At 61.3% G+C, this 24,225-nt stretch carries 25 protein-coding genes; 9 read left to right on the forward strand and 16 right to left on the reverse strand.

The genetic code is table 11. The features are described 5' to 3' along the window. The first annotated feature begins 3 nt into the window (after positions 1–3). Entirely contained in the window at positions 4–1,347 is a 1,344-nt protein-coding gene (locus GY791_16560; protein MCP4330039.1) for a PQQ-binding-like beta-propeller repeat protein, read from the forward strand. A gap of 3 nt (positions 1,348–1,350) precedes the next feature. Next, positions 1,351–2,691, forward strand: a complete 1,341-nt coding sequence (locus GY791_16565) for a ribosome biogenesis GTPase Der (GenBank protein ID MCP4330040.1) — start codon at positions 1,351–1,353, stop codon at positions 2,689–2,691. Between the two features lie 13 nt (positions 2,692–2,704). Here the strand turns inward: GY791_16565 and GY791_16570 are convergent, their stop codons facing one another. The 12 genes from GY791_16570 to rpsF all read right to left on the reverse strand — a co-directional run bounded on the left by GY791_16570 (position 2,705) and on the right by rpsF (position 14,075). After that, complete coding sequence (locus tag GY791_16570) at positions 2,705–3,424, reverse strand: SDR family NAD(P)-dependent oxidoreductase (GenBank protein MCP4330041.1); 720 nt, start codon at positions 3,422–3,424, stop codon at positions 2,705–2,707. Positions 3,425–3,428: 4 nt separating this feature from the next. Next, a complete protein-coding gene (locus GY791_16575) occupies positions 3,429–4,883 on the reverse strand; it encodes an amidophosphoribosyltransferase (GenBank protein MCP4330042.1) in 1,455 nt (484 codons plus the stop codon). 18 nt (positions 4,884–4,901) lie between these two features. After that, positions 4,902–5,561, reverse strand: a complete 660-nt coding sequence (locus tag GY791_16580; GenBank protein MCP4330043.1) for a CvpA family protein — start codon at positions 5,559–5,561, stop codon at positions 4,902–4,904. Positions 5,562–5,573: 12 nt separating this feature from the next. Continuing rightward, a complete protein-coding gene (gene radA, locus GY791_16585) occupies positions 5,574–6,941 on the reverse strand; it encodes a DNA repair protein RadA (protein ID MCP4330044.1) in 1,368 nt (455 codons plus the stop codon). A 34-nt stretch (positions 6,942–6,975) separates the two neighbouring features. After that, a complete protein-coding gene (locus tag GY791_16590; GenBank protein MCP4330045.1) occupies positions 6,976–7,752 on the reverse strand; it encodes an ATP-binding cassette domain-containing protein in 777 nt (258 codons plus the stop codon). After that, the gene (locus GY791_16595; protein MCP4330046.1) at positions 7,749–8,522 is read right to left on the reverse strand and encodes an ABC transporter permease; all 774 of its coding nucleotides are present in this window, start codon (positions 8,520–8,522) and stop codon (positions 7,749–7,751) included. The genes GY791_16590 and GY791_16595 overlap by 4 nt, the downstream gene beginning before the upstream one ends. Positions 8,523–8,528: 6 nt before the next feature. After that, on the reverse strand, positions 8,529–9,641 hold the full coding sequence (gene alr / locus GY791_16600; GenBank protein MCP4330047.1) for an alanine racemase: 1,113 nt from the start codon (positions 9,639–9,641) through the stop codon (positions 8,529–8,531). Then, positions 9,628–11,139 carry a replicative DNA helicase gene (locus GY791_16605; GenBank protein ID MCP4330048.1) on the reverse strand — a complete coding sequence of 504 codons (1,512 nt, stop codon included), beginning with the start codon at positions 11,137–11,139 and terminating at the stop codon, positions 9,628–9,630. The genes alr and GY791_16605 overlap by 14 nt, the downstream gene beginning before the upstream one ends. A gap of 157 nt (positions 11,140–11,296) precedes the next feature. Continuing rightward, positions 11,297–12,526 (reverse strand): class I SAM-dependent methyltransferase, encoded by a 1,230-nt coding sequence (locus GY791_16610; GenBank protein ID MCP4330049.1) that lies wholly within the window; start codon positions 12,524–12,526, stop codon positions 11,297–11,299. A 131-nt stretch (positions 12,527–12,657) separates the two neighbouring features. Beyond that, a complete protein-coding gene (gene rplI, locus GY791_16615) occupies positions 12,658–13,332 on the reverse strand; it encodes a 50S ribosomal protein L9 (GenBank protein ID MCP4330050.1) in 675 nt (224 codons plus the stop codon). A gap of 30 nt (positions 13,333–13,362) precedes the next feature. Next, a complete protein-coding gene (gene rpsR / locus GY791_16620; GenBank protein ID MCP4330051.1) occupies positions 13,363–13,611 on the reverse strand; it encodes a 30S ribosomal protein S18 in 249 nt (82 codons plus the stop codon). Further along, positions 13,608–14,075: a 30S ribosomal protein S6 gene (rpsF, locus tag GY791_16625; protein ID MCP4330052.1), complete on the reverse strand. Its 468-nt coding sequence runs from the start codon at positions 14,073–14,075 to the stop codon at positions 13,608–13,610. The genes rpsR and rpsF overlap by 4 nt, the downstream gene beginning before the upstream one ends. Before the next feature lie 195 nt (positions 14,076–14,270). Between rpsF and fabD the strand changes: the two genes are divergently transcribed. From fabD to mltG, 5 genes are all read left to right on the forward strand, one after another. Then, positions 14,271–15,212 carry an ACP S-malonyltransferase gene (gene fabD, locus GY791_16630; GenBank protein ID MCP4330053.1) on the forward strand — a complete coding sequence of 314 codons (942 nt, stop codon included), beginning with the start codon at positions 14,271–14,273 and terminating at the stop codon, positions 15,210–15,212. 9 nt (positions 15,213–15,221) lie between these two features. Then, positions 15,222–15,959 (forward strand): 3-oxoacyl-[acyl-carrier-protein] reductase, encoded by a 738-nt coding sequence (gene fabG, locus GY791_16635; GenBank protein MCP4330054.1) that lies wholly within the window; start codon positions 15,222–15,224, stop codon positions 15,957–15,959. 148 nt (positions 15,960–16,107) lie between these two features. Beyond that, the gene (locus tag GY791_16640) at positions 16,108–16,341 is read left to right on the forward strand and encodes an acyl carrier protein (GenBank protein MCP4330055.1); all 234 of its coding nucleotides are present in this window, start codon (positions 16,108–16,110) and stop codon (positions 16,339–16,341) included. A 60-nt stretch (positions 16,342–16,401) separates the two neighbouring features. After that, the gene (gene fabF / locus GY791_16645; GenBank protein MCP4330056.1) at positions 16,402–17,661 is read left to right on the forward strand and encodes a beta-ketoacyl-ACP synthase II; all 1,260 of its coding nucleotides are present in this window, start codon (positions 16,402–16,404) and stop codon (positions 17,659–17,661) included. Positions 17,662–17,666: 5 nt separating this feature from the next. Continuing rightward, on the forward strand, positions 17,667–18,638 hold the full coding sequence (gene mltG / locus GY791_16650; protein MCP4330057.1) for an endolytic transglycosylase MltG: 972 nt from the start codon (positions 17,667–17,669) through the stop codon (positions 18,636–18,638). A 33-nt stretch (positions 18,639–18,671) separates the two neighbouring features. Here mltG and GY791_16655 read toward each other — a convergent pair whose 3' ends face one another. Then, entirely contained in the window at positions 18,672–19,433 is a 762-nt protein-coding gene (locus GY791_16655) for an SDR family NAD(P)-dependent oxidoreductase (protein MCP4330058.1), read from the reverse strand. 99 nt (positions 19,434–19,532) lie between these two features. Between GY791_16655 and GY791_16660 the strand changes: the two genes are divergently transcribed. Beyond that, on the forward strand, positions 19,533–20,405 hold the full coding sequence (locus GY791_16660) for a YicC family protein (protein MCP4330059.1): 873 nt from the start codon (positions 19,533–19,535) through the stop codon (positions 20,403–20,405). Positions 20,406–20,416: 11 nt separating this feature from the next. Then, positions 20,417–21,055: a guanylate kinase gene (gene gmk / locus GY791_16665; protein MCP4330060.1), complete on the forward strand. Its 639-nt coding sequence runs from the start codon at positions 20,417–20,419 to the stop codon at positions 21,053–21,055. On the opposite strand, the gene rsmA is transcribed toward gmk, so the two are convergent. The 3 genes from rsmA to GY791_16680 are packed head-to-tail and all read right to left on the reverse strand — an operon-like array spanning position 21,030 to position 24,170. Continuing rightward, positions 21,030–21,887 (reverse strand): 16S rRNA (adenine(1518)-N(6)/adenine(1519)-N(6))-dimethyltransferase RsmA, encoded by an 858-nt coding sequence (gene rsmA, locus GY791_16670; GenBank protein ID MCP4330061.1) that lies wholly within the window; start codon positions 21,885–21,887, stop codon positions 21,030–21,032. The two genes, gmk and rsmA, sit on opposite strands and share 26 nt — an antisense overlap. Positions 21,888–21,894: 7 nt before the next feature. Next, on the reverse strand, positions 21,895–22,917 hold the full coding sequence (gene pdxA, locus GY791_16675) for a 4-hydroxythreonine-4-phosphate dehydrogenase PdxA (GenBank protein MCP4330062.1): 1,023 nt from the start codon (positions 22,915–22,917) through the stop codon (positions 21,895–21,897). Then, positions 22,917–24,170, reverse strand: coding sequence for a hypothetical protein (locus GY791_16680; GenBank protein MCP4330063.1), 1,254 nt, complete (start codon positions 24,168–24,170; stop codon positions 22,917–22,919). Before GY791_16680 ends, pdxA begins: the two co-directional genes overlap by 1 nt. Positions 24,171–24,225: the final 55 nt, after the last annotated feature.

The raw sequence follows: 24,225 nt of genomic DNA on the forward strand, positions 1-24,225 counted from the left end.
GGCATGGCGATGAGCGCCTTCTTGTGGCGGGTCACCGTCGTGCTCGGCCTCGGCCTTGCCGTGACGGGATGCGTCGACTTTCAGGATCTTCTCGGAACCGGCGACGACGATGAACCGCTCGTCGGCGAGCGAATTCCCGTCATGGTGCTCGATACGAAAATCCAGCAGGACCGCTCGCTGGCCGATCTCGATGTCCAGATACCGCCGCCGGTCAAGAACGTGAGCTGGGCTCAGGCCGGTGGCGTACCGAGCCACGCCATGCATCACCTCGCGTCGAGCGAGCTGCCGCAGCGGGAGTGGGAGGTCAGCATCGGCGAGGGAACGGGCGGCGAGGACCGCTTGATGGCAGCGCCGATCATCGGCGATGGCCGGATCTACACCATCGATTCCGAGGCTATGGTGGCCGCCTTCGACGCGACAACCGGGGCCGAGATCTGGTCGGTCGAAGTCCTTCCGGAAGAGGAAGAGGAAGGCAATCTGGGCGGTGGCATCGCCTTCGACCAGGGCCGCCTTTATGTGACCACAGGCGCCGCCGAATCCATCGCGCTTGACGCGGCGACCGGCGGCGAGATTTGGCGCGTTCGCATGCGGGGCCCGATTCGCGCGGCGCCGACGGTTTATGCCGGTCGGGTATTCGCGGTCACCATCGACAGCCAGCTGCAGGCCCTCGATGCCACCGACGGACGCGAAATGTGGTCCCACGCCGGGATCACCGAGTTGGCATCCATCCTTGGCTATGCCAGCCCGGCAGCGGACGGCAACACACTGATCGCCGTTTACCCGTCGGGCGAGATATTTGCGTTTCGGATCGATACCGGGCGGACGGTGTGGAACGACGCCTTGGTGTCGTTGCGCCGTGTTGATGCGATTTCATCGCTGTCGACGATTCGCGGGCAGCCGGTGATCTATGACAATCAGGTCTACGTCATTGGTCATAGTGGCCGGATGGTGGCAATCGACCTGCGCACCGGTGGCAGGGTCTGGGAGCAGGATTTCGGCGGCATCGAGACGCCGTGGGTCGCCGGCGATTTCATTTTCGTGCTGACCAACAACGCGGAATTGGTCGCGATCGCGCGGCGAAACGGCGGCATCAGATGGGTGCGGCCGCTGCCGCTTTACGATGATCCCGAGGATCGCACGGGTCCGATAATGTGGAGTGGTCCGGTGCTTGCCGGTGACCGCCTCATCGTCGCCGGCAACAATGAAATCATGGCGGCGTTTTCTCCCTACACGGCGGAACTCCTCGGAACGGTGGAGCTCGATGACGGTGTGGCGATGTCGCCGGTGGTCGCCGACGGTACGATTTATTTCCTGACCGAAGACGCCGAACTTATCGCCTATCGGTGACCGATGTCTTTCACCGTCGCCATTGTCGGCAGGCCGAATGTCGGCAAGTCGACCCTATTCAATCGCCTAGTCGGACGCCGCCAAGCCATCGTCGATGATACACCCGGGGTGACGCGGGACCGCCGTGACGGCGAGGGCGGCATTGGCGGCCTCCAATTCACCGTGTTCGATACCGCCGGCCTGGAAGATGCCGCCGATGCAACCTTGGAGGGCCGGGCGGCACGACACACGGCCGATGCGGTCGCCGCCTCGGACGTTGTTCTGTTCGTCATCGACGGCCGCGCCGGCGTCACACCGATAGATCGTCATTTCGCGGCTTGGCTGCGCGACCGCGACAAGCCTGTAATCCTTATCGTCAACAAGTGCGATGGCGCCGCGGCGCAATCTGGGGTGCTGGACGCGTTCGGCCTGGGCATGGGCGATCCCATCGCCATCTCGGCGGAGCACGGTCTGGGGATCGCGGACTTGATCGATGCGCTGGTTCCGTTCGACCGCAGCGAGGAGGCGGATTCCGCTGATTTGGACGAAGTCGAGCGGACCGGACCGCTTCAGCTCGCGATCGCCGGCCGGCCCAATGTCGGGAAATCGACGTTGATCAACCGTCTTATCGGCGAGGAACGGCTCCTGACCGGGCCGGAATCGGGAATCACCCGAGACGCCATAGCGATCGATTGGCAGTGGCAGGATCGGGCGATCCGTCTCTTCGATACCGCCGGCATGCGCCGTAAGGCGCGGGTCAGCGAACGGCTCGAACAGATGTCGGTTGATGATACCTTGCGCGCGGTCCAATTCGCCGAGGTCGTGGTTCTGGTGCTCGACGCGCGGACGATGCTCGAGCGCCAGGATTTGACGATCGCGCGATTGGTCGCCGACGAAGGGCGCGCGCTCGTGCTCGCGCTAAACAAATGGGACCTGGTGACCGATGCGAATGCCGCCCTGGCGGCCCTCCGAGATCGCATGAAAACATCGCTGCCTCAGGTGAAAGATGTCCCCGCGGTGCCGGTTTCAGCGCTGACCGGGCGCGGGCTCGATCATTTGATGGCGGCGGTCTTCGAAATCCACGAGACGTGGAATCGGCGGGTCCCGACGGCGGCATTGAACCGGTGGCTCGAGGCCATGGTCGAGACCCATCCGCCACCGCTGGCGGCTGGCCGTCCGATTCGGCTCCGTTACATGACCCAGGTCAAGGCGCGACCGCCAACCTTCGCCGTTTTCGCCAACAAGCCTGGCGAGCTGCCGGATTCCTATCTTCGCTACCTGACCAATGCCCTGCGGGCGGACTTCGACCTGAAGGGCGTGCCGATTCGGATCGCATTGCGTAAGGGCAAGAACCCCTATACCTGAATTCTCAACGCCATTACTGCACCTGAGTCGTGCCGCCGTGGTCGGTCGACGACGCGGATGCAAGGGCGACGAAAGCATCGGTGATCGTTTCCGGATGCGGCAGGCTCGCGGGGTCTTCGCCGGGAAAGGCCGTCGCCCGCATATCGGTCCGGACGACACCGGGGTCGAGGATATTGACCCTGACGTTGGTATTGGCGGTTTCCCCGGCATAGCATCGGACCATGACCTCGAGTGCCGCCTTGCTGGCGGCATAGGCGCTCCAATAGGGAGAGGCGGCGCGGGCGGCACCGGACGTGACGAATATGGCACGGCCGGCGTCGGAGCGACGGAGCAGGGGATCGAAATCGCGAATTAGGCGCCAATTGACCGTCACATTGAGCGCGAAAGTGCGGTCCCATATTTCGGGGTCGATATGGCCGACCGGCGAAAGCACCCCCAATGTTCCGGCATTGCCGACCAGGACATCGAGCCGGCCGAAGCGCTCGTAAACCGCCGCCGCCATTTGATCGATCTTGTCGTAGTCGGTGAGGTCGATCGGGACCAGGGTGGCGCCCTCATTCCCATTCCGCCGGATGCGGTCGTCGACTTCTTCGAGGCCGCCCGTGGTGCGCGCGACGAGGATGAGATGGGCACCCTCGGCGGCGAAGCGTTCGGCCACCGCCGCGCCGATGCCGCGCGACGCCCCGGTCACCAGGGCGATTCGCCCCGCCAACGCTCCGGTTTGGCCTGCCATGGTGCTAGGCGTATTCTTCGAGCAGCGAGAGCTGGGCCTTGTTGGAGCCGCCCTCGCAATCGGTCAATCGTGTCGGATATTCACCGGTGAAACAGGCATCACAATATTGCGGCGCCGACGCGTTGCGGCCCGAAAGGCCCATCGCGCGATAGAGCCCGTCGATCGTAACGAAAGCCAAACTGTCGGCCCCGATCAGGGTGCGCATGCCCTCGATATCGTAGTTGGCGGCGAGAAGCTCCTGGCGCGACGGCGTGTCGATGCCATAAAAGCAGGAATTGGTCGTCGGCGGGCTCGAAATTCGCATATGAACCTCAGCCGCACCGGCCTGCCGCACCATCTCGACGATTTTTCGCGATGTCGTCCCCCTCACGATGCTGTCATCGACGAGAATCACCCGCTTTCCGGCGAGCATCGCCGCGTTGGTGTTGTGCTTGAGCCGGACACCCAGGTGGCGAATCTGATCGCTCGGCTCGATAAAGGTGCGGCCGACATAGTGATTGCGGATGATCCCGAGCTCGAACGGGATGCCCGCCTCGGCGGCATAACCGATCGCCGACGGCACTCCCGAATCCGGTACCGGCACGACGAGATCGGCGTCCGCCGGCGCCTCGCGGGCGAGCTCGGCGCCAATCTGTTTGCGCGCGTCGTAAACGCTGAGCCCTTCGGAATAGCTGTCGGGCCGGGCAAAATAGACGTACTCAAAGATACAGAAGCGCGGCGGTTGGTGCCCCGGCATATGGAAGCTATGGACTCCTTCAGCATCGAGAACAATGATTTCACCGGGCTCGATGTCGCGAACGAACGTGGCACCAATGATATCCAGCGCGCAGGTTTCGGAGGTCAGGATATAGCTCTTGTCGAGTTGCCCCAGCACAAGCGGCCGGACACCGAGCGGGTCGCGGACTCCAATCAGCTTCTTGCGGCTGAGCGCAACCAATGAGTAGGCGCCTTCGATCTGTGCCATCGCATCCTGAAACCGGCTAACCAAATTCGATCGGGTGCTGGTGGCTATGAGATGGATGATGACCTCAGTGTCGCTGGTCGACTGGAACAGATGGCCACGCTTGACCAGGTCGGTGCGCAATGCGACGGCGTTCGTCAAGTTGCCGTTGTGTGCGACGGCGAGCCCACCGAACTCGAAATCGGCGAACAACGGCTGGACATTTCGCAATACCGTGTCGCCCGCTGTCGAATAGCGGTTGTGGCCGACAGCGGAATCACCAGGGAGCCTCTCGATGACGTCTTCCGAACTGAAACTGTCGCCGACCAGGCCCAGGGCCCGATGAGTATGAAAGTGTTCGCCGTCGAACGTGACGATCCCGGCCGCCTCTTGGCCGCGATGCTGGAGCGCGTGGAGCCCCAACGCGGTCAACGCGGCCGAGTCGTCGTGGCCAAAGATGCCAAAAACGCCGCATTCCTCGTGAAGTTTGTCATCGTCAAAGGGAAGCATGGTCAGAATCACCGCTTCGGTGCTTCGCTATTGGTTGCTTTCGATAAGCTCGTTCATGTCGTCGCGCTGTTCGTTTCCGTATCCGGACGGTTCCTCGTCGGACCCAGAGCCGGCTTCGAGGCGCCGGCCGGCCTCGGATTTCACCGCGTCGCGCGCCGCGTCCTCGGCGTCGCCAATGGCCGCCGCCCCACGCGCCCGGACGTCTTCGGGAACAAGTTGCGCCAACATCATTCCGCCCTGCTGGATCAAGGGCAGGCTTCGTGCCTCGGTGATCCATTTCGGCTGCTTGGCGGGCTCAACCGCCCAATCGACCAGCAGCCACAACAGGCATATGACCACCGCGCCGCGGACGACCCCGAAAACCAGGCCGAGTAGGCGATCGACACGGCTGAAGTGGCTTTGCCGCACATGTCTGGCGATCCAGTGGGTCAATGCGGATAGTATGATCAGCGTTACGAGGAACACCGAAATCGCGGCGCTGGCGTCGGCGGCGAAGGGGATCGAGATCAAATCCCGCGCATAGGGCTGAACGTAGGGGAAGGCGTATAGGGCGGCGATGGCCGCGCCGACCCATGCGCCGACCGACAGCATTTCCTTCACAAATCCCCGCACAAGGGCCAGCAACCCTGAAATGAGGATTATCGTGACGACGCCCAGATCCGTGGGGTTGACGGGCCAATTCTCCATTACGCGCACATCCTAGTCCGGTCGCAGCAATTCGACCAGTTCTTGCAGGCGGGAAATTTCGGTTTTTGAGAGGCCGAAATCGGGGTTCGTCTTGCTAGCCGTTTTGGCCATCGGCAGGATCGCTGCCTCAAATCCGAGCTTTGCCGCTTCGCGCAGGCGCGCCTCGGCGTGGCCGACACGACGCACCTCGCCGCCGAGGCCAATTTCGCCAAATACGACACTGGAGGTCGGGACAGATACATCGAATATCGCCGAAATCAACGCCGCCGCGACCGCCAAATCGGCCGCAGGCTCCGAAATGCGCATCCCCCCGGCGACGTTGAGATAGACGTCGCGGGATGCGAAGCCAAGCCCGCAACGGGTCTCCAGGACCGCCAAGACCATCGCGAGGCGGCCGCCGTCCCAGCCAACGACCGCGCGACGGGGCGTTGCAAATGCGGTCGGTGCAACCAGCGCCTGGATTTCGACCAGGACCGGGCGAGTACCTTCCATGGCGGCGAACACGGCGGCGCCACTGACATTCTCTTCGCGTTCGGCAAGAAACAAAGCCGACGGATTGGCAACTTCGGACAGTCCGCCGTCGGTCATTTCAAACACGCCGATTTCGTCGGTGGGGCCAAATCGGTTCTTGATGGCGCGCAGCAGGCGAAATTGATGGCTGCGCTCTCCCTCGAATTGAAGCACCGCGTCGACCATGTGTTCGAGCACCCTCGGCCCGGCGATCATGCCCTCCTTGGTCACGTGGCCGACGAGAAAAACGGTGGTGCCGATTCGTTTGGCGAGCCGGACCAGTTCGTGAGCCGAGGTCCGCACCTGCGCGACGGTCCCCGGTGCCGAGTCCAGGGTGTCGATATACATGGTTTGGATCGAATCGATGACCACCGCAATTGGGACGGCGCCGATTTCGAGCGTGGTAAGGATATCCCGGATATTGGTTGCGGTAGCGAGTTGGACCGGTGCATCGGCCAGACCGAGCCGGTTTGCCCGAAGGCGGATCTGATCGACCGCTTCCTCTCCCGAAAAATAGATACAGGTGCCGGTCGACGACAGGGCGCTGAGAACCTGAAGCAAGAGCGTCGATTTGCCGATCCCCGGGTCGCCGCTGACCAAGACGGCCGTCCCGGCTACCAATCCGCCACCGCAAACCCGGTCGAACTCGTCGATCCCGGTGTGGCGGCGGTCGGCCTCGGCCGGCGCTCCATCCAGGGTGGTTAAGGGAACCGGGTGACCCTTGGCCGCGCCGACGCCGCGCGGCGCAACCTCTCGACCCGTTTCTTCAACGATTGTATTCCACTCGCCGCATTCATCGCAGCGACCCTGCCATTTGCGATAGGAGGCGCCGCATTCCTGACAAACGAAGCGGGATACCTGCCGTGCCATCGCTATCGGCTTCGACCGGATGGTAACATCGCGGCTACCCGCGCAACGACATCTTGATCGGGCCTTCGGCGCGACCGTGAATGAATTGGTCGACGAATTCGTTACCGGATCCGTCAATCGAGCTGACAGGTCCGTTCCAGATGATCCGACCGTCATTGAGCATCGCGATACGGTCCGCGATCTTGCGTGCGCTGGCCATGTCGTGGGTGATCGACAGGGTCGTGGCGCCGAGCTGTTTCGAACATTCGACGATGAGGTCGTTGATGATATCGCCCATGATCGGGTCGAGGCCGGTGGTCGGTTCATCGAAAAAGATAATATCCGGGTCGGCCGCAATGGCGCGGGCCAGACCGACGCGCTTTTTCATCCCGCCGGACAACTCGGCCGGGCCGAGTTCGGCGACTTCGGCGTTCAATCCCACGGAGGCCAATTTTTCGAGCGCGATGGATTTGGCTTCGGGTCGAGCCATTCTTCGGCCTTGAATCAGACCGAACGCGACGTTTTCCCAAACCGGCAGCGAATCGAACAACGCCGCACCCTGAAACAGCATGCCGAATTTGGCGCGGACCCGGTCGTGGTCCCGCGATCGCATGCCGACGACCTCTTCCCCATCCACCTTGATGCTTCCGGCCTCGGGATCGAGGAGCCCGAGGATGCATTTCAGCAGCACCGACTTTCCAGTGCCGGAGCCGCCGATCACAACCACCGATTCGCCTGTCGCGACATCGAGGTCGAGCCCTTGCAGAACGTGTTTGGACCCGAACGACTTGTGCAATCCGCGAATTGAAATTTTGGGAGTTGGCTCGCTCATATGCCGAAGAATATTGCGGTTGTCAGATAGTTGAACGCCAGAATGAGAATCGAAGCCGAGACCACGGCGTTGGTCGTGGCCTGGCCGACGCCTTGAGCGCCGCCGGCGGAATGATAGCCGTGATAGCAGCCCATAAGCGCGATTAGAAATCCGAAGATTGCGGCCTTGGTGAGGCCGGAGATGACATCGATCGGCTCGAGAAATTCCCAGGTCAGGCGGATATAGCTGGCGGCATTAAAATCAAGCTGGTAAACGCCGATCAGGTAGCCGCCGAGCACGCCAATGATGTCGGCGATCAGGACCAACACCGGCAGCATCAAGGTGGCTGCGATAATCCGGGGCGCGACGAGATATTTGAACGGGTTGGTCGAGAGCGTGGCCAGCGCGTCGATCTGCTCGGTGACCCGCATTGTGCCGATCTCGGCAGCGATCGCGGCGCCGATGCGACCGGCGACCATGAGCCCGGCCAGGACCGGTCCGAGCTCGCGGGTCATCGACAGCACGACCACGGTCGCGATCGCCGATTCGGCGTTGAAGCGCGCAAATCCGGTATAGCTCTGGAGCGCGAGCACCATGCCAGTGAAAATTGCCGTAAGGCCAACCACGGGCAGAGAATAGAAGCCGATGTCGACCATCTGCTGACCGATCAGGCGCGGGAAGAACGGGGGCTGAAAGCAGTGAAAGGCGCTGCGGGCGCCAAAATTGGAAATACGCCCCATGGCCGCGAGAAAGACCAGTACGGCGTGACCGATCGGTTGCAGGACCGGCATTATGGATCAGCCGCCGACATAACGGCGTCGATAGCGCCGGCCCAATGACGTCAATATCTCATACCCGATCGTACCGGCCTCGTTCGCGAGATCGTTAATGTCGTGACCCGGCCCCAGCACCTCAACCTTGTCCCCCGCTTTGATGCTTTGTGACTGAACGTTCGAGACATCCACGGTGATCAGATCCATTGACACCCGGCCGACGACCGGCGCCCGCACGCCGTTGACCACGCAGGTTCCCCGACTGCTTAAAGACCGCAGGTAACCATCCGCATAACCAACTGAAATTGTTGCTAGTTTTCCCCTTTTGGAGATCTTGTGCGTGGCACCATAACCAACGGTCATGGGGCTGTCAACGTCACGAACCTGCAGTATCGGCGCCTCGAGGCGGACCGCGTTGCGCATCGGATTCTCGGCCGTCGGCGTTGGATTGACCCCATATAGGGCGGCCCCCGGACGGGCGAGGTCGAAGTGGAAGGACGAGGCGAGAAACATGCCGGAAGAATTGGCGAAACTGACGGGCACCGAGGGTAGGCGCCCAAGCGCGGTCGACAGGGTGTCGAGTTGCGTCCGGTTCAATGGATGGTCGTTTTCCTCCGCCCGGACCAGATGGCTGACGATGTAGAGGAGATCGATACCATCAAGGCGTTCGGGCTCGGCGATCAAATGATCGGTCTGCACTGGACACAAACCCAGTCGGTTCATGCCGGTGTCGATGTGGATCGCAGCCCCCAGCGGCCCATGCTCCCGGCTATAGGTCTGCCATCGCGTGATCTGGCTGAGGTCGTTAAGCACCGGCACCAGCCGATGGCGGTGAAAAGTCGCCTCGCTGCCCGGCAAGAGGCCATTGAGGACATAGATATCTGCCTGCGGCAAGAACGCGCGCAGTGCCACGGCTTCGTCCAGCAGCGCCACGAAGAAGTGACGGCAGCCCGCGTTCTGCAGGACTGGCGCGATTCGCGCGGCGCCGAGGCCATAGGCGTCCGCTTTAACCACCGCCGCGCAGATGCCGCCCGCTAGGCGGCTGCGCAGGGTGTGATAATTGGCGGCGATAGCGTCGAGGTCGATGGTCAGAACGGCGCTGTCGCGAAAGCCCGTCCTCGACCTAGAGACCGTCATCCGGCAGCCGATCGTCCTCAACCAAGTTTTCGAATTTGGTGATGTTCTTGTGGAAATACAGCTTGGCGGTGCCGATCGGCCCGTGGCGTTGCTTGCCGATGATGATTTCGGCGATGTTGTGAACTCGCGCCATCTTCTCCTGCCATTTGAAATGGGCGTCGGTGCCGGGATCCGGCTCGCGCTGCTGCTCATAATACTCTTCGCGATAGACGAACATAACGACGTCCGCATCCTGTTCGATCGATCCCGATTCGCGAAGATCGGCAAGGTGCGGCCGCTTGTCTTCCCGCTGTTCGACGGCACGGGACAGTTGGGACAACGCGAGGACCGGAACATTGAGCTCCTTGGCCAGCGTTTTGAGGCCCCGCGTGATATCGGAAATTTCCTGGACCCGGTTCTCCGGCCGCGTTCCGGCGGTGGGTCTCAGCAATTGCAGATAGTCGACGACGATCAGACCGAGGCCGCGCCGACGCTTGAGCCGTCGTGCGCGGGTCCGTAGCGCCGACACCGACAAGGCCGGTGTGTCGTCGATGAACAAAGGCATCGTTTCGAGTTCCTGGCTGGCGAGCACGACCTTGTCGAAATCCTCGGTGCCTATTTCCCCGCGGCGGATCTTCTCCGATGAGACGCCAGACCGCTCGGATAGAATCCGGGTTGCCAGCTGTTCGGCGGACATTTCCAGGGAGAAGAAGCCAACCAGCGCGCCGTCGACCACGCGGACCTTGCCATCCTCGTCCTCTTCCTCGCGGAAATCGCGGGCGGCATTGAAGGCGATATTGGTCGCCAAGGACGTCTTTCCCATCGACGGCCGGCCGGCGAGGATAACGAGATCGGATGGGTGGAGCCCGCCGAGTTTCTTGTCGAGATCGGCCAGCCCCGTCGAAACGCCGACGACATGACCTTCGCGACGATAGGCCGCCTGCATCATGTCGACGGCTTCGGTCAGGGACGATTTGAAGGGCTGGAATCCGCCTTCGTAATGGCCCTTGGTGGCGAGATCGTAGAGTTTTTGCTCGGCGATCTCGATCTGCGAGATGGCGAGAAGATCGACGTCGTCCGAATAGGCGCCGTTCACGACTTCGTCGCCGAGCTGTATCAGCTCGCGGCGCAGATGCAGGTCATGAATCGTATGGGCGTAGTCGGTCGCATTGATGATGCTGACCGCGGACGTTGCCAATCGCGCGATATATTGGGCCCCGCCAATGTCGTCGAGGGAGGTATCCTGATCGAAGAAGGCATTGAGGGTAATCGGGTCGGCGATTTGTCCGCGGTCAATCAGGCGGCCCGCGACCTCGTATATGCGCGCATGGCGGTCGTCGGCAAAATGCTCCGGACGGAGGAACTCGGAAACCCGCTCATAGGACCGGTTGTTGGCCAAAATCGCGCCCAACAGCGCCATTTCGGCTTCGAAATTGTGGGGCGGCGTGCGATAGCTCGCGGCCCGTGTTTCGCTGCCGGGCAGGGCGGTGATGTTGGTTTCGGTAGTCGAGTTCTCCATGGATCGGACAATGACTCGTCGCACCCTTCTGCAGAAGAGTCAATTGCAACTACCCACAGGAATCTGACCGGGCCTGTCCACAGCGGGTCGGAGGCCAGCAATCGGTTGTCGCGGCGCGACTGCCGGATGTGGATAAGCGCGGTACAAAAAACTCTTGCTATTCCGCCGCCACCGATACCTCGGACTGCGTTCGTTCCCAGTCGGTGATGTAGTCCCGCGTCAACGGCACAACGTCCTGTCGTTTGGCGAGCTGCATCTGGAAAACCATCTGGTTCATGTGGCGGAACGAAATCTCGGACCCTGTCAGGTAGAATTCCCACATTCGGCAAAATCGCTCATCGTACAGGTCGATAACCTTATCGCGGTTGTTGGCGAATCGGCGCCGCCATTCGCGCAAGGTATCGGCATAGTGCAGGCGTAGGATCTCGATATCCGTGATCCACAGCCCAACTTTCTCGACCGCCCGCATGACTTCCGAAAGTGCCGGCGTGTATCCGCCCGGGAAGACATATTTGCGGATCCATGGATTGGTCGATCCCGGCGGCTCCATACGGCCGATGGAATGAAGCAGGACCACCCCGTCTTCTGCGAGCAGGCCCTTCACCTTGCGGAAGAATTGGGTGTAATAGCTGGCTCCGACATGCTCGAACATGCCGACCGAAACGATCCGATCGAAGGTTCCGGACTGGTTCCTGTAATCGCGAAGTTCGAACTGTACCCGGCCGTCAAGACCCAAATCCTTGGCGCGCTTATTGGATACCGCGTGTTGCTCGGTAGAAAGCGTAATTCCGGTAACGGTCGAATCCTCGGACGCGCGCGCCAGGTAGAGGCCCATGCCACCCCAACCCGACCCGATATCGAGAATATTCTGGCCCGGCCGTAACAGCAGCTTGGCCGCAATATGTTTCATTTTGTTGGCCTGGGCGGCCTCGAGATCATCGTTACCGCTGCGGAAATAGGCGCACGAATAGTGCCGGTCCTTGTCGAGGAACAAATCGTAAAGGGTGTCGGACAAATCGTAGTGGTGGGCGACATGCTTGCGCGCCTGTCCGATCGGGTTGAACTGATGAATTCGGCGCAGGACTCGGTTAACCGGCTGTGAAAGGCGGTAACTCGGATGAGTCTCGAGATTCGCCATATTGACGCCGCACAAATCGAGGAAGTCGTAAAGCGATCCTTCCTCGATTGTCAGCGAACCATCCATATAGGCTTCGCCGATATAGAGCTCGGGCCGGAAAAACAACTTGCGATGGAGCGCTCGGTCGTGAAGCCGAATTGCGCACGTCCGCCCTTCGTCGCCCTTGAATTCATGGACTGCGCCATCGGCATCTATCACGCGAAGATTGCCGATTTTGACCAAGTGTTTCAGAAGGTGCGACGCCAGCATGGCTTCGTTCCGACTGTGAATCCGACGTGGTCCTGGGCACCAAAGGCGCGATTACGTGACCCGACCCGTGCCCATCTCTAAATCTATAGCAAATCACACCGCCCTAGCGAAAGGACAAACTCGACGTCCCCTTACACTTCGGCGTTCTCTGCTCCCTCGGCCTCGTCTCCGCCATCGGCTTCGGATTCGCCGGCAGACTCGATATCGGCCTCTTCGGCGGCTTCGGCGGCTTTTTCCGCTGCTTCTTCTTTGGCCGCTTCGGCCGCGCGTGCGCGGTTCGCCCGGGCCGCACTCTCCGCCGCCTCGCGCTCGGCAATCTGGGCCAGCGACCCGCCGCGTGCTTTCTGGGCTTCGGCTTCCTCGTTCGACTGAGCCACGTTCAGAGAGACATCGACGATGACTTCGGGGTGAAGCGCGATGTGCTCCTCGTGGATGCCAAGTGTCTTGATCGCGTGTGCCATCTGGACCTGGCTTCGATCCACATGAAAACCGGCAGCGGTGGTCGCCTCGGCAACGTCGCGCGCGGAAACCGAACCGTAAAGCTGGCCGCTCTCACCGGCCTGACGGATGACTACCAAGGTCAAGCCCTCCATACGCCCGGCGATATCCTCGGCTTCTTGGCGTCGTTCCAGGTTCGCCGCTTCGAGCTCCACCCGTTGCGTTTCAAAGTACTCGCGATTGGCCTGGGTCGCACGGAGCGCCTTTTTTTGTGGCAACAGGAAATTTCGGGCAAAACCGGGTCTGACGTTGACCACGTCCCCCATCTGTCCAAGCCTCTCTATTCGTTCCAGCAGTATCACTTCCATGGGCGGGTCTCCTCGCGCGGTGCGCCGACGCTACTTGACGACATAGGGGAGCAGCGCCAGGTAGCGCGCGCGCTTTATCGCGCGGGCGAGCTCGCGTTGACGTTTGGCCGATACGGCGGTTATGCGGCTCGGCACGATCTTTCCGCGCTCCGATATGAATCGTTGCAGCAATTTGACGTCCTTGTGGTCGATCTTCGGCGCGTTGGGGCCGGAGAACGGGCAGGATTTGCGACGCCGGAAGAACGGCCGGCGGGATGGTCTGGATGTCCCGTTGCTCATTCCTTGGCCCCTTCGCTTTTGGTATCGCCGCCGTCAGCGGTGTCGCTGGCGCGATTCTTTTGGCGATCGCTATCATCACGGCTGTCACGGCTGTCACGGCTGTCGCGTCCCCGCGGTCCACGGTCATCGCGATCGCGCCCGCCGCGGTTCCGCATGACCGGCGACGGACCCTCGTCCAATTCGTCGACGCGGATCGTCAAATAGCGGATGACATCTTCATCGATGCGCATATTGCGTTCCATCTCCAGGACCGCCTCGGCGGGGGCATCGATATTCATCAATATGTAGTGCCCCTTCCGATTCTTTCGAATTCGATAGGCAAGCGTGCGCAAACCCCAGTTTTCACGCTTGGCGACGGTGCCGCCGCCGGTTTGTATGATCTCGCCGTATTTGTCGGCCAGTGCATCGGCCTGGGTCGCCGATATGTCCTGGCGCGCAATAAACACGCTTTCGTAAAACGCCATCGTTTGCTCCTCATGGCTGTTCATGCCCCGGCGCTGCTCCCTTTACAGATCAGCCACCCGGCGCTAGCCGACTATTGTCGGCAAGGAGTTATGAGGCGGCGAAATATACACATTTGCCGATGCCGTGCAAGTGCGCTTGACAGCGCTTGGCCCGGCCCCTTCACTAGATGCCAATCACAGGGGAAATTGCAGAATATGACACGAGCTTTCGTTTTTCCGGGCCAGGCTTCCCAGGCGGTTGGCATGGGACAGGACTTAGCGGCGGCCTTTCCGGCGGCGCGGCAATTGCTCGAGGAGGTCGATGATGCCTTGGATCAGCATCTCTCACGGATCATGTTCGAGGGTCCCGAATCCGATCTGACACTGACCGAGAACGCACAGCCCGCGATAATGGCGGCCAGTTTGGCCGTCGTCAGGGTTCTTCAGTCGGAAGGCGGCGTCGACCTGCCGAGTGTCGCCGCCTTTGTCGCCGGCCACTCGTTGGGCGAGTATTCGGCGCTTTGCGCGGTTGGAGCTGTCTCGGTTGCCGAGACCGCGCGCCTGCTCAAGACACGAGGCCGCGCCATGCAGGATGCGGTGCCGGTCGGCGACGGAGCCATGGCGGCGATACTCGGACTCGAACTCGACGCCGTCGTCGCGATCGCCCAAGCGGCGGCGGGCGATGAGGTCTGCGCCGCCGCCAACGACAATGCGCCGGGACAGGTGGTGGTCAGCGGCAGCCGCGGCGCTGTCGAACGGGCGGTTGCCATGGCGTCGGAACAGGGTGCGAAACGAAGCATCATGCTGCCGGTAAGCGCGCCCTTCCACTGTGCCCTCATGCAGCCCGCGGCGGATGTCATGCGCGAAGCGCTTTGGCGGGCGGCGATCGAGCCTCCGGCGACACCTTTGGTGGCCAATGTCACGGCGTCGGTGGTCGAGGATCCGGATACAATTTGCGACCTGCTGGTGGAACAGGTCACGGAACGGGTGCGCTGGCGGGAATCGGTACTCTACATGCGCGATCAGGGCGTGGATTCCCAGGTCGAGCTCGGTGCCGGCCGGATCCTGACCGGAATGGCCAAGCGCATTGACCGCGACCTCAGCGCGGTCGCGGTCCAGGATGCCCAGGATATCGAAAGCTTCCTTAATTCGATCTAGGAGATGCCGATGTTTGATCTGACCGGGAAATGCGCGCTCGTCACAGGCGCGACCGGCGGTATCGGCGGTGCGGTTGCACGCCGTCTTCACGACAGAGGCGCGACCGTCGCCATCTCCGGCACGCGGACCGAGCGACTCGATGCCATAGCCGGTGAGCTTGGCGAGCGGGTTCATGTCATTCCTTGCGATCTCGGCGACGTGGAACAAGTCCTCGGGCTGATAAAGCGGGCCGAGGACGCCATGGAGCGGGTCGACATATTGGTCAACAATGCCGGCCTTACCCGCGACAACCTCTCGATGATGCTCAAGGACGAGGACTGGCAAACCGTTTTGGACGTGAATTTGACGGCGGCGTTTCGGCTGTCGCGGGCGGCGATCCGTTCCATGATGCGTCGCCGCTGGGGCCGTATCATCAATATTACCTCCGTCGTTGGCGTAACCGGAAATCCGGGGCAGGCCAATTACGCGGCTTCAAAGGGCGGCATGATTGCGATGTCGAAGTCGATGGCGGCGGAAATCGCCTCGCGCAGTGTGACCGTCAACTGCGTCGCCCCCGGCTTCATCGAAACCGCGATGACCGATGTCCTGCCTGACGCCCAAAAGGAAAAATTGCTCGAGCGCGTCCCGGTCGGACGCCTCGGCGACCCCGACGATATCGCCTATTCGGTGGTCTATTTGGCGAGCGATGAGGCTGCCTACGTGACCGGCCAAACGATCCATGTAAACGGCGGAATGGCGATGATTTGAGGGCGGATTTTCAATACGGGCATATGCTGGTCATCGTCAACAAAGTGTGTTAGGAAACGGCGATTCTTAGGTCCGGAAAGGCTCGCGCATAGGCCCCGTCGGCCCTATCTCCCTATCATTGCCCAATAATTCTTGAGGGTTGTAAGATATGAGTGACATTGGTGATCGGGTTAAGAAAATCGTAGTCGAGCATCTTGGCGTCGAGGAGACCAAGGTAACGGACGATGCCAGCTTTATCGACGATTTAGGGGCGGACAGTCTCGATACCGTTGAGCTTGTTATGCATTTCGAAGAGGAATTTGGTTGCGAGATCCCCGATGACGCGGCGGAAAAGATCGTGACGGTCAAAGACGCCATCGATTTCATCGAACAACACGCCTGATCGGAGAAGCGGCCGGTCCGGCGCCCCATTGGCTGCCGTAGTACGGAGCCGAGCACAAATATGCGACGTGTCGTCATAACCGGCATAGGAATGGTTTCGCCGCTCGCCTGTGATGCGGAGACCACCTGGAAAAAGCTCACCAATTCCGAATCTGGCATTCGAACCATCGAATCTTTTGATGTGTCCGACCTGCCGATCAAAATCGCCGGAACCTTCACGTTCGGTGACGGCCCGGGCGAGTTCAATCCTGATGAATGGATGTCGGTTCGTGACCGGCGCCGGTCTGATGATTTCATAATTTACGGCATGGCGGCGGCCATCCAGGCGGTCAAGGATTCGGGCTGGGAACCCGAGGATGAGGAATCGCAGAACCGAACCGGTGTCCTGATCGGATCTGGCATCGGCGGCCTCAAGTGGATCGAGAAATCGGCGCTGGCCTTTCATGAGAAGGGCGTGCGCGGTGTCAGTCCCTTCTTCATTCCCGCTTCCCTGATAAATCTTGTCTCAGGCTACGTATCGATCCGATTCGGCTTCCGCGGCCCCAATCATTCCGTGGTCACGGCGTGCTCGACCGGAGCGCACGCGATCGGCGATGCGTCGCGGTTGATCCGCTATGGCGACGCCGATGTCATGGTTGCCGGTGGGGCGGAGGCATCGGTCTGCCGGCTGGGCATCGCCGGATTTCATCAGGCGCGGGCTCTGTCGACCGACTTCAACGATAATCCGCCGGCCGCCTCCCGGCCCTGGGACCGAGATCGCGACGGCTTCGTCATGTCAGAGGGAGCCGGGGTCGTTGTTCTCGAGGACCTGGACCATGCCAAGAAGCGCGGCGCCACGATCCATGCCGAGATTCTCGGCTATGGCCTTTCCGGCGATGCGTTTCATGTGACGGCGCCGGCGGAAGACGGCAGCGGCGGGTATCGCGCTATGGAGGCGGCGCTACGCAACGCCCAACTCAACGTGGACGATATCGACTACATCAACGCTCACGGCACATCGACACCGCTGGGCGATGAGATTGAGTTGGGAGCGGTCAAGCGTTTGTTCGGCGACCACGCCTACAAACTCAGCATGTCGTCGACCAAATCGGCGATCGGCCATCTGCTCGGCGCTGCGGGTAGCGTCGAATCGATTTTCTCGATCAAGGCCTTGCAGGATCAGGTCGCGCCGCCAACGCTCAACCTGGATAATCCATCCGAAGGTTGCGACATCGATCTCGTGCCCTTTACCGCCAAGGAAAGGCTGATTCGGTATGCCCTTTCGAACTCCTTCGGCTTTGGCGGAACCAACGCATCACTGATATTCGGTCCGGCGCCCTAGCGCAGATGGGCCGACTTCTCGCCGGAATCTTTACCCTCGTAGTTGTCGCGGGCGGCGTCATGGGATGGGGCTACTACGTCTTCACGCAACCGGGCCCGTTGGCCGAACCGAAAATCATAACGATCCCGAAGGGAATCGGTCTCACCGGCATCGCTTCGCTGTTGGCGGAGGAGGGGATAGTCGAATATCCCTGGCTGTTCATTGCCGGTGTTCGCGTCGCCGACGTCGGACGCGGACTGCGGGCCGGGGAATTTGAGGTCCCGGCGGGGATTAGTCCGAATGGGGTCATGGATCTCCTGCTAGACGGCAAGACGGTGCAACACCGCATCACCATCGTCGAGGGGATTACCGTCAAGCAGGCACTCGAAGAGATCATGGCCGCCGATACGCTGGACGGCGAAATCACCGAAGTTCCTGATGAAGGGTGGATGCTGCCGGAGACCTATTATTTCGATCGTGGCGACAGCCGGCAGGCGCTGGTTGCGCGGATGGTCGCGGATATGAATAAGGCGCTGGACGAACTGTGGCCGGACCGCGATGGCGGAATCGCCGTCGCCGATCGCCAACAAGCGGTCATCCTGGCATCGATCGTCGAGAAGGAATCGGCAATCGCCGAAGAACGCCCGAGGATCGCGGCGGTGTTCAACAACCGGCTCAAGAACGGGATGCGGCTGCAGGCCGATCCCACGGTCGTCTATGGCCTTTCGAACGGAACCGGCGCGATCGACCGGCCGTTGATGACGAAAGACCTGGAGACGCCGAATCCTTATAACACATACCTCATCGACGGACTGCCGCCAGGCCCCATCGCCATCCCGAGCCGCGATGCGATCGCCGCGGTCCTCAGCCCCGCCGACACCAAGGAACTCTATTTCGTCGCCGACGGCACTGGCGGCCATGTCTTTGCCAAGACTCTGGCGGAGCACAACCGCAATGTCGCGAAATGGCGTCGGCTGCAGCGCCAGAAATCGCAATAGCGAAAGAGTGAGGCAGAGGCCTTTTGCTGAGACCTAACTTTTTTCGGGAAGCCGCCGGAACAACGGATCGGTCCAGGCCGCCGGCAAGGCGGCGAAAAGCCAGACAGCGCCGTGAAGCAGCCAAGGGAAAGCGACATTGGCGCGGTTTTTCTCGATGCCGCGGACGATGATATCTGCCGCCCGGGCCGCTTCCATCATCAGCGGCATGGCGTAATCGTTGGTGTCGGTCATCGCGCTTCTCACGAAACCGGGGCAGACCACCGTTACGCCGATGCCGTGGCGATGGAGGGCGCCGCGCAGCGCTTGCCCGTAAGTTCGTACCGCCGCTTTACTGGCGCAATATGCGGGGGCTCCGGGAAACCCGCGATAGGCGGCGAGTGAGCTGATGATCGCGATCTGTCCGCGGTCGCGCGGTTTCATGCAGTCGATTGCCGGGTGAATCGTATTGACCACGCCATCGAGGTTGGTGCGAAAGATATGCCGGGCCTGGTCAGCGTCCTCCCCGCCCGCGCCGGTACCGGCCGACACTCCGGCATTGGCGATTACCAGATCCAGAGGCGCCAATTCATCGCTTTGAGCGATCCACGACCGCATGGCGTCCGCATCGGTCACGTCGACGATCGTACGCCGGACCGTCGTGCCCAGCTCCGTACATAGCGCCGCCGTTTCGTCCAGTCGTTTTTGGTCACGGCCGCTTAGAGCCAGAGACCGGCCGGGTTGGGAGTAGCGCATTGCGAGTGCGCGGCCGATGCCGCTGCTGGCCCCTGTTATGAGGACACTTCGGGGATCGCGCATGAAGGCCGGATGCACCTTGTTGGTGGATGGGACCAAGTCTATATTGCGGCCAATAGCGGCCGAAATACAAAATAAGGGGTGCTCGTGCCATTATCCAGCATGACCGGTTATGCCCGCGTCGATGGCCATTTGGCCGACACCCGGTGGACCTGGGAAATCAAGACCGTTAACGGGAAGGGGCTCGATATACGCTGCCGTATGCCAGCCGGGGCCGAGCGCATGGATGCCGAGGTTCGGCGACGTGGCGCTGCTGTGTTGCGCCGCGGCAATGTCTCAATATCGCTGCTCGTCACCAAGAATCAGTCGGCGCAACGACCGGTGGTAAATCACGCCCTGCTCGACCAGATACTGAGCTTGCAGGCAGAGCTCAAAGACCTGGTTTCCGATCGAAAGCCAACCATCGAGAACTTGCTTCAGGTGCGCGGCCTGATCGAGCTTTCCGATGCTGAGGAAGACGAACAGGCGACCCAGACACGGGACACCGCGATGATGGCGTCGCTGGACGAGGCACTCGCCGTTGCCGTCGCCGTTCGCGATGCCGAAGGCGAGCGGTTGCAGCAGGTTCTGATTGGCCAACTCGGCCGGGTCGGCGAGTTGGTCGCGGCGGCGTCGACAACGGCCGCTGTGCAGCCGGAGGCGCTTCGCGCACGATTGGCATCCCAGGTACAGCAACTGCTCGAATCCGTCCCCGCGCTGCCCGAGGAAAAGCTCCTTCAAGAGGCGGCGGTATTGGCGGCCAAGGCGGACATTCGCGAAGAGCTCGACCGCCTCAACGCACACATCATGGCGGCTAACGACCTCATTGCCAAAGATGAGCCGGTTGGCCGCCGGCTTGAGTTCCTCTGCCAGGAATTCAATCGCGAGGCCAACACGCTGTGCGCGAAGTCGAGCGACATCGACCTGACGACGATTGGATTGGATTTGAAGGCCGTGATCGACCAAATGCGGGAGCAGGTGCAAAACGTTGAGTAGCTTACAGAGCCATGGCTGATAGCGAGATTCGCCGGCGCGGCTTGATGCTGGTGCTGTCGTCGCCGTCGGGCGCCGGCAAGACGACGATCTCACGGCGCCTGCTTGAACACGACGCCAATCTGACTCTGTCGATTTCGGCGACGACGCGGCCGCCCCGCCCCGGCGAGGAACCAGGGCGCGATTACATATTTGTCGACGAGGCGCATTTTGCGGCAATGGTCGAACGTGCCGATTTGCTCGAACACGCGCACGTTTTCGGCCACGATTACGGGACGCCGCGGGAACCCGTGGAGACCGCCATCGAATCCGGGCGCGACGTGCTTTTCGATATTGATTGGCAAGGCACCCAGCAACTGAAGGAGCGGGTGCGAGAGGATTTGGTGTCGGTTTTTATTTTACCGCCGTCGACCGGCGCCCTCGAACAGCGATTGACGGAGCGTGCCCAGGATAGTCGTGAGGTCGTGGCCGCGCGGATGGCAAAAGCGGCGGACGAAATGAGCCACTATCCGGAGTATGATTATATCGTCGTGAACCGCGACATTACTGACAGCGTGGCCCGCGTTCGAGCCATACTCATGGCGGAACGACACCGTCGCGCACGGCTTGTTGGTCTCGGTGATTTCGTCAACAACCTTCGCCGCGGTCAGTGATCATTTTCCGATATGCACGGGCGAGGGCGCAGTAGGCCACAATGTCGAGAGCCTCGGCGCGTGCCGTCGGCTCGATCGCGGCGGCCTCGCATAACAGATTGGCATCGATGCCGAGGGAGCGAAGACTCGAGCGGATCATCTTGCGACGTTGTCCGAACGTCGCAGCCACCACGCGTTCGAGGCAGGTCGGATCGGCATCGCAGAGGGGTGTCGGGCGGGGAACGAGGCGCACCACGGTCGACGTGACTTTCGGCGGCGGTACGAAGGCCGCGGGGGGCAGGTCAAACAGGAGATCGGCGTGGCAGCGCCATTGGGCGGCAATTGTGAGACGGCCATAGGCGTGGGTACGGGGCGACGCGACCAGCCGTTCGGCGACCTCGCGCTGAAACATCAAGGTCATCGACGCGAACGCCTCGGCTTGCCGTAACCAGGCAATGAGCAGTACGGTCGATATATTATACGGGAGGTTGGCAACGATGTGGCGTGGCGCCGGCGCCAATGTCGAGACGTCGACGCGACGGGCGTCCGCCTCAATGACTTTGAGGCGCCCGGGATAGCGCGCACCGAGTTCGGTGAGCGCGTCGATACATCGCGCATCGCGTTCGACGGCGACGACCGTTGCGGCGGAGCTCTCAAGAAGCGCACGCGTTAGACCGCCGGGACCTGGACCGACCTCGATGACATTTGCCCCGGTCAGGTCACCGGCACTGCGCGCTATCTTTGCCGTTAGGTTCTGATCGAGAAGGAAATGTTGTCCCAGCCCCTTGCGTGCCGAAAGGCCGTACCTGGCGATAACGTCTCGAAGGGGCGGCGGTTCTTCGCTGCTAACCATCTTGCAACTATGCCGTCTTCGCCGATTGCGCCCGCCGTTGTGCGATCACGGCGGCCAGTTTCAGGGCTTCGATCATACTACGCGGATTGGCACGCCCGGTTCCGGCGATATCGAATGCCGTACCGTGATCGGGCGAGGTGCGGATGAAGGGAAGCCCGATGGTGACATTGACTCCGGCATCAAAATCGAGCGTTTTCAGCGGGATAAGCGCCTGGTCATGGTACATGCAAATCGCCGCGTCGAACTGTTCGCGAGCGATTGGGTGGAAGAGACTGTCGGCTGGAGTCGGCCCTATGACATTGATTTGCATGGTGCGCGCGTGCTCGACCGCCGGCTGGATTATCTCGATCTCTTCTTTGCCGAGGACACCGCCTTCGCCGCCGTGGGGGTTCAGCGCGGCCACCGCGATCCTCGGATTGGCGACGGCGAAATCTCGCCGCAAAGCCTCCTCGGTTGCTTGGCAGTGCCGAACGATGAGATCTTCGCTTAGAGCCGCTGAAACTTGGGCCAGGGGCAGATGGACGGTCACCGGAACCACGCGCAGCGATGGCGAGACCAGCATCATGACCGCGCGGCCGGCGCTGCCCGCTCGTTGTGCCAAGTAGTCGGTATGGCCCGGATGCTCGAACCCGGCGTCCATCAGGACATGCTTGTGAATTGGATTGGTAACCAGGGCGTCGGCCGCCCCTTCACGAACCAGCGTTAGGCATCGATCGATCGAGGCCAGCACGGCCGCCGCGTTCTTCGAATTCGGCCGACCGGGTTCTACCGCGACCGGAACCGTGATCGGCACCACCGGCAGTGCGTTGTCAAAAACCTCACGCGCATGCCCGGCATCGGTCACCGCTTCGATCGGAATCGACCATCCCAGGTTCCGACATATTCTTGCCAGCCGGGCCGGATCATCAACGACAAAGAAGGGTGGTTGATCTGGCATCCGGGATTGCCAGGCCAGCATTGTGAGCTCGCCGCCAATCCCAGCCGGCTCGCCCATGGTGACGGCGAGCAAGCCGTCCGCATGGCCAGCCATCAGACGCGGACGTCGACGAACGCAGTATTGCGGAGATCTCTCATGTAGCGCCGTGCCAGCAAATTGAGCTTGGCGGTGGCCAGTTGGTTTGTCACTTCTCTGTCGCTGGGTAGGCCGTTCTTTTGCGAGCGTTCACAGACCATGACAACGTTCACGCCTTGCTCCTGTGTCACTGGAGGACTGGCTCGACCCGTCGGCAGCCCCGCGATGGCTTTGCGCATCGCCGGCGTAAGGTCCTCGACCTCAAGATCGGCGAGTCTCTGGGAGACGCGTGCGCCCATTTCACGACCCGCGGATTCGAGGTCGTCGCAACCGCTGACGACCTCGCTCACGGTTCGCGCAAGTTCGATCTGCGATTGTATCTCAGCGTTGGAAGCGCCGACACCGAAGGGCAGGTTGATCTGCTGCAATGCAACGACCTCAACCGGCTCCGGCAGTTTCTCGTTCCGCTGGCCGGCCAGGATGATGATGCTGTAGCCTTCGTTGGTGCGAATCGGATCGGATACCTGTCGTTCGTCCATCGTTTTCACGACCGCGGCGATTTCAGGTTGGAGCTGGTCCAACCGGATCCACCCGATGTCGCCGCCGGCGGCGGCCGACGAACTCTCCGAGAACTGTCGCGCCATTGCCTGGAACCGGGCTCCCTCACGAATCTCCTGGCTTAACTTACGTGCTCGGTCCCGCACCTCCACGTCGTTGGCCGGAGTGTCGACCGCCAGAAAAATCTCGCCGATACGGAATTGGGGTTTACCCAAATTGGCCCTGAGGGTTTCCAAGTAATTTTGAATCTCATCCTCGCCGATCGTAACCGTTGGCCGCAGGCGGGTGCTGACCACTTTCGACCAGGCGATCTGCGACTTGACCTGGTCCCGCAGTGTCGAAATCGGAATATTGGCCTGCCGCAAAATACCAGCGACCCCGCCCTCGGGCAGTTGAAGCTGCGACTCCATCCTCTTGATCGACGCCGCGACTTCCTCGTCGTCGACTCCGATGCTGAGCCGTTCGGCTTCCTGGAGTTGAAGGCGTTCGTCGATCAACGTCCGCAAGATTTGAGGGGCCAGCGAATTCCGCGTTTGGGCGTTGTCGGGCAAATTGGTCGTCAATACGACCATGCGAAGCCGTGCCAGCAAGTCATAAACCGAGATAGCATCCTCATTCACGACGGCTGCAATACGCTGAACGCTTTGGGCGTGCGCGGTGTTGCCTATGGCCAAGGCCAAGACGATCGCGAATATGGAGGCTATCGTTCGCATCCCGGAATCCAGCGCTGCCTCGTTAAGGAAACAATCATATTCGCCAGTAGATATA

Source organism: Alphaproteobacteria bacterium (assembly GCA_024244705.1).
Taxonomy (GTDB): domain Bacteria; phylum Pseudomonadota; class Alphaproteobacteria; order JAAEOK01; family JAAEOK01; genus JAAEOK01.